This window comes from Legionella nagasakiensis (genome assembly GCF_900639915.1).
Taxonomy (GTDB): Bacteria; Pseudomonadota; Gammaproteobacteria; order Legionellales; family Legionellaceae; genus Legionella_A; species Legionella_A nagasakiensis.
Genome location: NZ_CAAAID010000005.1, coordinates 147,626 through 159,031 on the forward strand (window position 1 = coordinate 147,626; position 11,406 = coordinate 159,031).

Consider the following 11,406-nt stretch of genomic DNA (forward strand, 5'->3'; position numbering starts at 1 on the left):
AGGGAAGATTGCTCCCTGGTTTTATCCTGTTTATTATCAAACCGGCCTAATTATAATTCTTAATCATGCTTTTTGTTCTGAGAATTAAAGAATAGGTTTTGTAATAATTCAATGTTTAGGTTTAGAGAAATGAACATTTAGCAAAAAGTTCTGTATTATTTGGTTTCTACCCATTGGGCTCGGAACTGATGACTCGTCGTATTTGTAGAGAGTAGTGCTAGAACAGAAACATTAACGGATAATAACCCTCATTTATAGAGGATATGCATGCCTATGATCAATTACACAGGAACTTATACTGATCAGTATCAGCTCACCATGGCGCAAGCATATTTTCTTAAGGGACGAGCAAAACACTCGGCAATTTTTGATTATTTTTTCCGAAAGCTTCCTTTTAATGGCGGGTATGCGGTATTTGCTGGTTTGGAAGATCTCTTGGATGTTTTGGAAAAACTCAAATTTAATGATGAGGATATACAATTTTTAAGACAACAAGGCTTTGTGTCTGATTTTCTCGATTATCTTAAGCAGTTTCGTTTCCGTGGAAACGTTTATGCTTCTCGGGAGGGAGATGTTGTTTTTCCAACCCGGCCTGTGATTACCATTGAAGCAAACATGCTCGAAGTCCAGATCATTGAAACGATGGTGTTAAATATTTTGAATTTCCAAACGCTTATTGCAACTAAAGCCAATCGTATGCGTCAGGTAGCAAAAGAACGTCAATTGGTAGATTTTGGATTGCGTCGGGCCCAAGGTGCCGGTGGTTATTTTGCAAGCCGAGCAGCTTTTATTGGTGGATTTAATGCAACCAGTAATGTGGCTGCGGGACGGGATTATGGCATTCCAGTTTCAGGTACCATGTCTCACGCGTTTATTCAAAGTTATGATGATGAATATTCCGCCTTTCGTGATTTTGCCGAAGTTTGGCCTGATAACTGTATTTTATTGGTTGACACTTATGACACATTGAACAGTGGTTTACCCAATGCGATTAAAGTCGGTAGAGAAATGGAGGCAAAAGGCCATAAGCTTAAAGGGATTCGTTTGGATAGTGGTGATTTGGCCTTTCTGGCTAAACAGTCTCGTCAACTTCTGGATGAGGCTGGAATGACCTATGTCAAAATTGCTGCCTCCAATCAATTGGATGAATACGCGATTCAACAATTGCTTGAACAGCAAGCACCGATTGATCTTTTTGGTGTTGGTACAAGCCTTGTGATAGGACAACCAGATGGCGCATTAGATGGTGTTTATAAATTGGTTTCTACCCAAGGTAAACCTCGAATTAAATTGTCAGAAACGATGGATAAAATTACTATCCCAGGTAAAAAACAAGTGCATCGAATTCTTAGGGAAAATGAGATGTTTTGGGGTGCTGATGTGATCAGCTTGGAGGATGAGCAGGATATTACGGCGATGTATTCTCCCTTTGACCATTCAGGTTCTGTAAACATTAAAGGGCTTAAAACAGAACCTTTATTGCAACAGGTCATGAATAATGGAAGACGGGTGGAAGAACCTAAGTCGCTTAAAGAAATCGCATGCTTTAGTCAAAATCGACTAAAATTATTATCGGGTGAATTTAAGCGTCTTGATAAGGCAGGTATTTATAAAATTGGAATAAGCAATCGGTTAAGAATAATTCGCGATCAACTGATTCAGGCTTACAAAAAGGATGATTCATGAATGCTCTTATCATCATTGATGTCCAGAATGATTTTATAAAAGATGGCACATTGGAAGTTCCCGATGGCCACCGTATTATTCCTGTCATTAACCAAATCCAAGATTATTTTGATCTTGTTCTAGCCACACAGGATTGGCATCCTGCCGATCATAAAAGCTTTGCTTCCAATCATCCTGATAAAAAGCCCTTCGATCAGATTGTTCTTCATGGAATGAAACAAACACTTTGGCCTGATCATTGCGTGCAGGGTACCCCAGGTGCTGAACTTCATCCTGAACTTGATAGTTGTCCTATTGAGGCAATTTTTCGTAAAGGGACTGATCCTGAAATAGATAGTTACAGCAGTTTTTATGATAATGGTCACAGGAAAAGTACAGGGCTTGCAGGTTATCTTCGCGATAAAAAAATTGATGATTTGTATTTTTGCGGTTTAGCTGCCGATATCTGTGTGTATTTTAGCATTCAAGATGCTCTGGCAGAAGGGTTTAGGTGTTGGTTAATAGAAGATGCTGCTCGCCCATTAGATAAGGACCATTATCAACAACTTAAAGGTGAACTTTTGAATAAAGGAGTGAATTTTATAAGCAGCCAGGCGTTTCGTTAATTTGGATAAGCTAGATTAAGGAATCATTATATGGATATTATGCTTTTTGCACTGAATGCTTCTAAAGACTGGGGAACACATTTAGTGTCACATGTTAAAAATATCAGACTTGCGTCCCATGAAGAGCGGGATTTTGAAGATGGTGAACATAAGGTGCGCTCTTTGGAGAATGTAAGAAATCAACACGTGTTTTTAGTTCAATCCTTATTCAGTGATCGTGAGCAGAGTGTGAATGATAAACTTTGCCGACTTCTTTTTTTTATTGGAGCACTTAAAGACGCTGCAGCGCATGAAGTGACTGTGATTATTCCTTATTTTGCATATGCTCGTAAAGATCGTAAAACCAAATCCAGAGATCCGGTTACCATAAAGTATGTTGCACAACTTTTGGAAGCCGTTGGTACGGATCGAGTAGTCACCATTGATGTTCATAATGTGGCTGCCTTCCAAAATGCATTTCGTATACCAACAGAACATTTAGAATCCAGGGTATTATTTGCTCCTTATTTTGCTAACATTGTGCAGGATGAGGAGATAACCATTGTGTCACCTGATGCTGGGGGAGCCAAAAGAGCCGAGTATTTTCGTGAAACCCTTAGTGAACTTTTACAAAAAGAAGTTAGGAAAGCATTCCTGGATAAGCAAAGAAGCGCTGGAGAAGTTAGTGGCGGGCAAGTCATTGTTGGAGAAGTTAAAGATCGTACAGCCATTATTGTTGATGATATGATCAGCTCTGGTTCAACCATCCGTTTGGCCGTTGAGGCGCTGCATCGTGAGGGAGCCAAACGCATTATGGCTTGCGCAACTCATGGCGTTTTTTTAGATAAAGCGAATCAGACGCTTGCAGATTCAAGGCTCGAAAAAATTATCATTACTAATACCGTTTCATCTCATCGACTAAACAAACAATTATTGCATGGGAAAGTGATTGTTTTGGATGCCACACAGTTATTTGCACAGGCAGTAAAAATAATGTATGAAGGAGGATCAATCGTTGAGTTATTGCAAAAATATCAAGAAAATAAAATGAGTTAGTTCATTATTTTGGTTGCTAAATTAAGATAAGCTTTAGCTTTTTTATGCCATTTTTCTTGGTTTACGACGTGTTCATCATCAAGATGCCATGCGGAAATTTTTGCTCTGAGACAGGCCTTGTAACTTTTATAAAATTCAGTAAGTCTTGGGTCAGGGATATCAGGAAACTCTTTCTGGTAAATTTGCAAGAAAAATGCACCCACCTCAGGTTTTCCCAAGAATTCACATTCAAGCGATAAGTACGACAACTCTGCTACAGGATCCATGATCCTGAGACTCGTATTAAACTCAAGGCGGTCGGTAAAAATAGGTGGAGAGATAAGGCAAATGTGTTCAGGCCGTAAATCGCCGTGGCATTCAATAATACGACCTTCGAGAACCCGGTGAGTAATATATTCGGATAATAAATCAAGTTGATGCATTTGTGCCTCATGCATCTCTATAATAACAGATTGGTTAAATTGATATTTTTTATTTAATAACGCTTGGTAATTCTCATCAATATATTGATGTAGTCTAAGTATATATTCTTTTGGGTGTAGAGGGAGAGGATGAGCGTCTTGATAAAACTTCACCAACTTGTACGCTGCGGCAAGAAGCAATGATTCATCGATATTATCGCGTAATATTACATTATCGAGCGTTTGTTCGCGGGGAAATCGACGCATCTTTACCAGCCAATCCACAATGTTTCCTTCTCGTAGCCAATCAATTGGATAAAAAGCATGCAGGTGACTTTGAATCATTGGTACGACATCCAGATAAATGTCAGGTGCTAACGGTTGATTTAATTTGATTTCTTTATGGCAATTTAGAAAACGGCTTGTTATATGACTGAAATCAAGAAAAGAAAACTCTACTGGTTTTTTAATTTTATAGGCATGTTTATCCGTTAAAAATACCCACGACATGTGAGTTTCGATGCTCTCAATCAGTGAGTTATCTTCATGATAGGAATCTGATTGCTTTAAAAATTCAATTTTTTCTCTAAAGGATTGCCATGTTTTCTGTTGATTATTTGAATTCATAATTTGTATTGATTATAGCCAGAAAATGAATAATGCGGGCAAGGAAATTGCTAGAACAACCAACTCTAAAGGAATACCAAGCCATAGATAATCATAAAATTTATAGCCACCTGGACCCATAATCAAGGTGTTATTTTGATGGCTGATAGGGGTTAGGCATGAGCAGGATGCTCCAATGCCTACTGCGATCAAAAAAGGATCTGGATTCATATGCAGCAATTCAGCTAAATCCGCGCCAATTGGAGCCATGACAACGGCGGTCGCGACATTATTCATTAAATCGGATAGCGTCATGGTGATGAGTAATAATAGCCCTATGATTAAGAGAGGCGAGTTGTCGCCAGTCATGGTTATCAACATGGAGCCAATCATTTTTGCAGCACCAGTATTTTGTAAAGCATCACCCAGTGGAATAAGTGCGCCCAGCATGACAATAATTGACCAATCGATGCTTGTATAAACTCGCCGCATCGGAATAATATTAAAAGCAACCATTAAAACAATAACCAGTGTGAACGCAATTTCAATAGGCAAAATTTGCAATGAAGTCAGCAACATGCCACTAATAAATAAAAGCAATGGCAGCAATACACTGCGTCTAAAACCAACGTTAATCATCCGTTCAGCTATTGGAACAAGTCCTAAGCTCACAATATTTTCTTGGAGATCGGCCGTTGGTCCTTGAATCAGTAAGATATCTCCGGGATTAAAATTGACATGATTCAATCTATTTTTAATTGCTTTTCCCGAGCGAGCAATTGCCAATAAATTTAATCCTAATCTGGAACGGATACGTAAGCGTTGCCAGGAGCGGCCTTGCATTCTTGAGCCTGGAGTAACCACGGCTTCAATTGTACTGATGTCTTTTCCTCGTAAACTTTCCGGTGAAACGATTTCCCCATGATAAAGCTCCAACTGGCCTTTAATAATGAGATTATTCAAATCTTCATGGGAGGCTTCAATAATCAAGACATCATTGGCTTGTAGTTCTTCATCATATGGAACAGCTAACTTTTTTGTCCGTCCACGAATTAATCCTAAGATAGAAAAATCTCCTGCAATTAAGCTTTCTAATTGCTGTCGCTCCATGCCTACGACAGGAGAATCTTCAGGAATACGAATTTCACTGATATAGTCTTGTATTTGGTATAATGTGCTGGGATCACTTGAAGCTGCTCGACGTACTGGGACAAACCGCCAGCCAATGGTGCTAATAAATATTAATCCGCCAATAGCAACTGATAGTCCAACAGGGGCAAAATCAAACATGGAAAATGGCGTTCCCAGAAGCGTTTCCCGATAAGAAGAAATGAGTAAGTTTGGCGGTGTTCCTATCTTGGTAACCATACCACCTAATATAGTCGCAAATGACAATGGCATGAGTATTTGTGATGGAGAAATTCTGGCATTGATAGCGCTTTGAATAGCAACAGGCATGATTAAAGACAATGCCCCAACGTTATTCATGAATGCAGATAGAACAGCTGCGACAAAACATATGGCACTTATCAGCAAAAATGGAGAAACCAGCAAAGGTTTAACGATGACTAATATCTGCTCAACTAGTCCAGATTGGATAAGCACACCTGATATGACCATAACAGCCGCAACACTAATCACTGCCGAATTACTAAACCCAAGAAATGCATGCTCTGTTGGAATAAGTCCTGTCAAGACTAAGGTGAGGAGACTCATTAAGGCTACGGTATCATAGCGAAATTGCCCCCATATAAACATGGCCAGCGTTAAGGAAAGGATTAAAAACAGCAAATACGCATCATGCATGCCAAGTCCGTTTCGGAAAAAATAGATAAGTTAGCTGTAAATTTACATGCTCCTTCTGAAGTTAACAAGTTTTGCTTCGATGATATTGGGTCAGAATTTTATCCAAGTGATTGGAAAAGTTTTGTATTTCTTTTTGACTCATTTTTGCGGCACCACTGGTTATGAGGCCACAACTTCGTAAGGATTCATTCAGATTTCGCATGGCGAAAATTTGATCAATGTTATTTGAGGTGTAGAGATCGCCTCTTGGGTTTAAGACGGTTGCTTTTTTATCAATGACGGCTTTAGCAAAAGGTATGTCTGCCGTTATAACCAGATCATGTTCAGCCACATGACTAATAATGGTTTTGTCGGCAACGTCAAATCCACCTGCAACGATCCATTTTTTTATAAAGAAAGAAGAGGGTACTTTGAGATGATGATTGGAAACGATAATTAAATTAGTTTTCGTACGAATAGCGGCACGAAATGTAATATCTTTTATGACATTAGGACAAGCATCGCCATCAATCCAGATTTTCAAATTAATGGCGCTCTAAAAATAATCAAGTAAGGATGAAGCGTACATAACAACGATTAGGCAACTTCAACTTCTTCAGCTTGCGGACCTTTTTGACCTTTGGCAGCTTTAAATAAAACAGCAGCGCCTTCAGTTAACGTTTTAAATCCAGAGCCTTGGATTGCACTGAAATGAACAAAATAATCCTTCCCTTCACTCTCAATGAATCCGAAACCTTTACTTTCATTGAACCATTTTACTGTACCACGTATTTTTTCTGACATGTTGTTTATTCTCTAATATAGGAGACTTAATTCTAACATGTTTTTATGACTTTTCTAGTTCTTATATGCAAGAATTAGTTTTATGTCTTTATGCGACATAAGCTATACTAATGATTGAGGAACATTATAAGCACTAAATGTCGTGCTATCCTGATGATAAGCCTATTTAAAAATGCATAGAGAAGGTAAGGGCGTACGCCATGTATTTAATGCGTTTCGTACAACCGAAAACAATTTTTTCAGCATGGTCAGTCTCGAACAGATTGCCTTTGGTCATTTAATTGCGTTTGCTACTGGCGTGGAAGCGCCTGGTTTAAATCCAGCGATTGTTTATCAGGTTGATGAATCATTTGAAACAAGTTTATCGCTGTGTTTCGATTTTTATGCAGAAAAACAACTTCCTTGGGCATTAATATTACCTGATTATTATCATAATCCAAAAATTGCAGACTTATTACAGCAACATCATTTTATTTTAAATGGGGATAATGGGGTCGCCATGTTTATCGCCCTTGAAAAAATTGAAGGTCCGATGGAAACAGCCTCATTAGAAATCAGAGAAATTCAGGGAAATCTGGCGGAATGGTGCATGCCGTTAATTGAGGGATTTGAATCAACACCAGAAATAACAAGGCCTTATGCGATAAGGCATCAGTTAGCAACGGAAATGGGAAAAAAGCTTTATCATTTTTCTGGTTTCATTGACAATCAAATAGTTTGTTCTTTATCCCTCTCATTCTATGAAAATAAGGCACGAATTGATGATATTGCAACAAGGCCTCAATTTCAGCGAAAGGGCTATGCTAGTGCGCTTATTTTTGCAGCATTAAGGCGGGCAAAAGAGTATAATGCCCGCTATTGTTTTCTGGAGGCTTCTGGTATTGGACTTAATTTGTATAAAAAAATTGGATTTCGTGAATTGTTTACAAACTACTGTTACGAATCCATGAAGTATTAAGCAACTTGGTTATACTACCAGCCATTATAAAACCATACCATTCACCTGATTATCCCATAATTGCTTGAAATAACCATTTTTCTTGTTCATCAGTTGATTAAAACTGCCTTCTTCAACAATGTTTCCCTCTTCCATCACCACAATACGGTCCATATGGCGAATGGTGGATAAACGATGGGCAATGGCGATAACGGTGGTCTTATTTTCTTCCAGGATTACATTCAGCGATTGTTGAATTTGTTGCTCTGTGGCAGTATCAAGGCTGGATGTTGCCTCATCAAGAATAATAATGGGAGCATGTTTTAAAATGGCGCGCGCAATGGCAATGCGCTGTCTTTGCCCACCTGACAGTTTTATGCCGCGTTCTCCTACCAAGGTATGATAGCCATTGGGCAGTGATTCAATGTATTCATCGACATTGGCCATTTTGGCTGCTGTTTTGATGTCTTGCAGAGAAGCTTTTTCCTTTGCATAGCCAATGTTTTCTGCAATCGAACGATGAAAAAGCATAATATCTTGTGGAATAAGTGAAATTTGTTTTCTGAGAGAGTCTGAAGTGATTTCAGCAATATCCTGGCCATCGATTAAAATCTTTCCTGAAGATGGCTGGAAATTTTTAAGCAATAAAGAAATAAGCGTTGATTTACCGGCGCCTGAATGACCGATAAGACCTATTTTTTCGCCAGCGCTGATGGTTAAATTTAAATCGGTGAAAATTGGTCTTCCGCTCTCATAGGTAAAGAATAGATTTCTAAATTCTATTGCTCCTTTAATCTCATGAAGATTAATCGCATTGGGTCGATCCATGGTTGCATGAGGCACTGTTAATATAGAAAAAGAGGATTTGAAATCGCCTATCTCTTTCATAAATTCGCACATGCCGGAAATAAATCCCCATAATTCAAAAGAAATCGCGATTGCGGTTAGCATGACAAAAATAAAGTCTCCAGTTGAAATGGAAGCGTTTGTACGTAAATGAATCATGAATAAAAAAACGGAAATCAGCATGATCCAATACATGATGCTGCCGACAAAATTAAAAACAAAATCATAACGATACATGCTGATTTGGCGTGGCACGTAATCTTTTGACATGAATGAGTCTGCGCGTTTAAGCTCAATTTTACGAGTTGCAAAATAAAATAAAGAAAAGATATTGGTAATGTTGTCCGATAAAAGCCCAATGACATGATGCTTGCTTTCAGCTGCTTCATTAGACAGCCTATTTAAGCGCAAAGCCATGGGGTAAAGAATAATCACGACAAGGATGCACCAGACCAGCATAAAAAGAAAAACCGTCGTATTGATTAACCACAAAACAAAAATAGAGACCACCACCACACAAAAATTTTTGCCAATGATGTGATGAAGGTTGGCAAATACACTGTCATATCCATCCAAGATGCCTTTCAACTTGCTGATGACGGTACCGCTTTGATTATTTTGAAAATAATTATAAGAGTGATATTGAATATAATTATAGGCTTTTAATAACAAGTTACGGCGTGCGAATGGTTCTGCTTTCCATTCTGCAATATTGCTTATTCGCCATGACAAATCCAAAATAATCTGAGCAGTAATAAATAAAGCAATTGGATAAATCAAATGGTGATACCCAACGACGGAATCCCTGGAAAAAGCGTCAACCAGCAGTTTCAGCGAATAGTTATTTGCAAATACGTAAAATGCAGTGACTAAAGGGGCTTGCAGCATGAGCACATACCACCAGCGATATGGCTTGATGATGGTCCATAAAAATCCCCAAACAGTTAATGATTGCGGGGCATGGTGATTATTAGCCATCGTGTTTCTCCAGCATAATGGTTCGATGTATTCCCAGGTTGTTTAAAAACGATTGATCATGGGAAACCACGATCAATGCTCCTTCATAGTGACGTAAAATCTGTTCAATGGCCTCAATGCTTCGTATATCTAAATGGTTAGTCGGTTCATCTAGAATCATTAATTGCGGGGGTATTTTGGATAAAAGACGGATGGCTAGGCCTGCACGTAAGCGTTCGCCACCACTAAGATGACAAACGGTTTTTTCAGCATCTTTATTTCTAAAATTAAAAGAAGCTAGGGCTGCATAGGATTCTTGAACTTGCATGTCAGGATTGCATGTTTGTAAATTCTCAACCAAAGAAAGATTGGGATTAAGAAAATGTACCCGTTGATCCAAGTAACAAACCGGTGAAACGCCAAGATAAATGTCTCCTTGATAATCTTTAATATGATCTAAGATCAATTGAATTAATGTTGTTTTTCCTGTGCCATTGTTGCCTGCTATAGCCACACGCTCAGGACCTGTTATAAACAAATTAAAATCCTGAAATAAGCTAGATTGTTGAGGAAAGGCATAATTGAGTGAGTTAATGCGAAGAACGATTTTGCCATTAGGTACCCGTGTTGACGCAAGGTTAGCATGAATGGTTTCTTTTACTTCGAGTTTAGATTGAACCATAGCTATATTTTCTTTTGCTTGTTGCTGCATTTTGTTGGCTTGCGTGGTATGTCTGGATTGCGTTCGTTCGCTTCGGCCACGCATGGAATTTGCCATCAATTTATCAATTTTTCCTTGATGCTTTAATGTTTTTCCTTGTTTTCGGCGTTGCTCGAGTTTTTCACGTGAACGTTGAATACTGCCTTGTGTTGTATGAATTTGGTGTTTGGCTTCTTGTAATTGCTGCTCTAAAGCGGCTTGATGAATTTGTTTTTGCTGCTGATAAAATGAATAATTGCCACCATAATGATTCACGCTGATTGGCGTTATTTCAATAATTTCATCCATGGTGTCAAGCAAATGACGGTCATGGCTTACAATTAAAAACCCTTGTTTGGCTTGTTTTATCCAGGCGGACAGTTTTTTTCGTGCCAGGCTGTCCAGGTTGTTGGTAGGCTCATCCAGTAAAATGAAATCTGCATTCATAAGTATGGCGCGCGCCAATAAACATTTGGTTGTTTCCCCACCACTTAAACTTAAGACAGGGCGTGCCAAATTCAGCTCATCCAACCCAAAGGTGGCGAATGCCTGCACCACTTTGGTATGGATGTCCCAGTCGTCTGCAACGAGCAGCAAGTCTTCTTTGGTGATTTGGCCTTGTTGAATGCGATGGAGGGCTTGCAGTTTATCTGCAATGCCTAACAGTTCGGATATCTGTTCTTTGGGGTGAGTTGGTTTATACTGCTGAGGACAATAGGCAATGCGTCCAGCACTTTTTACGCTACCATGTTGTGGCAGCATGCATTGGGCAATCAATTTTAATAAGGTTGTTTTTCCTGTTCCATTATCACCGACAATGCCATATCGCCTTTGATTAAAAGCAAATGATACGTCCTGAAATCGAACGCTGGTGTCAGGGATGGAATAAGATAAATGATTAAGAAAAATCTGAGGTAAATTACGCATGAATAATCTCCGTTTTTGTGCCAAAACAAAAAATGGAAAATTACTTGCGCATTGGAGGAACACCTGTTGAAAATAATGGCTAATAAGCATACACGAAATAGAATAATAATGTCAATT

The 11,406-nt window shown here is 38.8% G+C and carries 10 protein-coding genes; 4 read left to right on the top strand and 6 right to left on the bottom strand.

The window, feature by feature from the left end:
* Positions 1-273: 273 nt before the first annotated feature.
* The 3 genes from E1O52_RS06355 to E1O52_RS06365 are packed head-to-tail and all read left to right on the top strand — an operon-like array spanning position 274 to position 3,326.
* Positions 274-1,686, top strand: coding sequence for a nicotinate phosphoribosyltransferase (locus tag E1O52_RS06355; protein ID WP_133127905.1), 1,413 nt, complete (start codon positions 274-276; stop codon positions 1,684-1,686).
* Positions 1,683-2,291: a bifunctional nicotinamidase/pyrazinamidase gene (pncA, locus tag E1O52_RS06360; protein WP_133127864.1), complete on the top strand. Its 609-nt coding sequence runs from the start codon at positions 1,683-1,685 to the stop codon at positions 2,289-2,291. The genes E1O52_RS06355 and pncA overlap by 4 nt, the downstream gene beginning before the upstream one ends.
* A gap of 30 nt (positions 2,292-2,321) precedes the next feature.
* Positions 2,322-3,326 carry a ribose-phosphate diphosphokinase gene (locus E1O52_RS06365; protein ID WP_133127865.1) on the top strand — a complete coding sequence of 335 codons (1,005 nt, stop codon included), beginning with the start codon at positions 2,322-2,324 and terminating at the stop codon, positions 3,324-3,326.
* Here E1O52_RS06365 and E1O52_RS06370 read toward each other — a convergent pair.
* The 4 genes from E1O52_RS06370 to E1O52_RS06385 form a co-directional block, all read right to left on the bottom strand.
* Positions 3,323-4,354 (bottom strand): hypothetical protein, encoded by a 1,032-nt coding sequence (locus E1O52_RS06370; protein ID WP_133127866.1) that lies wholly within the window; start codon positions 4,352-4,354, stop codon positions 3,323-3,325. The two genes, E1O52_RS06365 and E1O52_RS06370, sit on opposite strands and share 4 nt — an antisense overlap.
* Before the next feature lie 12 nt (positions 4,355-4,366).
* Positions 4,367-6,139: an SLC13 family permease gene (locus tag E1O52_RS06375; protein ID WP_133127867.1), complete on the bottom strand. Its 1,773-nt coding sequence runs from the start codon at positions 6,137-6,139 to the stop codon at positions 4,367-4,369.
* Between the two features lie 61 nt (positions 6,140-6,200).
* The gene (locus E1O52_RS06380; protein ID WP_133127868.1) at positions 6,201-6,662 is read right to left on the bottom strand and encodes a YaiI/YqxD family protein; all 462 of its coding nucleotides are present in this window, start codon (positions 6,660-6,662) and stop codon (positions 6,201-6,203) included.
* Positions 6,663-6,715: 53 nt separating this feature from the next.
* Positions 6,716-6,922 carry a cold-shock protein gene (locus E1O52_RS06385; RefSeq protein ID WP_133127869.1) on the bottom strand — a complete coding sequence of 69 codons (207 nt, stop codon included), beginning with the start codon at positions 6,920-6,922 and terminating at the stop codon, positions 6,716-6,718.
* Between the two features lie 172 nt (positions 6,923-7,094).
* On the opposite strand from E1O52_RS06385, the gene E1O52_RS06390 reads away from it, so the two are divergent.
* Positions 7,095-7,880: a GNAT family N-acetyltransferase gene (locus E1O52_RS06390; RefSeq protein ID WP_133127870.1), complete on the top strand. Its 786-nt coding sequence runs from the start codon at positions 7,095-7,097 to the stop codon at positions 7,878-7,880.
* Between the two features lie 24 nt (positions 7,881-7,904).
* Here E1O52_RS06390 and E1O52_RS06395 read toward each other — a convergent pair whose 3' ends face one another.
* Together E1O52_RS06395 and abc-f are read right to left on the bottom strand one after the other, a co-directional pair.
* Positions 7,905-9,683 (bottom strand): ABC transporter ATP-binding protein, encoded by a 1,779-nt coding sequence (locus tag E1O52_RS06395; RefSeq protein ID WP_242602184.1) that lies wholly within the window; start codon positions 9,681-9,683, stop codon positions 7,905-7,907.
* The gene (abc-f, locus tag E1O52_RS06400) at positions 9,676-11,289 is read right to left on the bottom strand and encodes a ribosomal protection-like ABC-F family protein (RefSeq protein ID WP_165474726.1); all 1,614 of its coding nucleotides are present in this window, start codon (positions 11,287-11,289) and stop codon (positions 9,676-9,678) included. Before abc-f ends, E1O52_RS06395 begins: the two co-directional genes overlap by 8 nt.
* Positions 11,290-11,406: the final 117 nt, after the last annotated feature.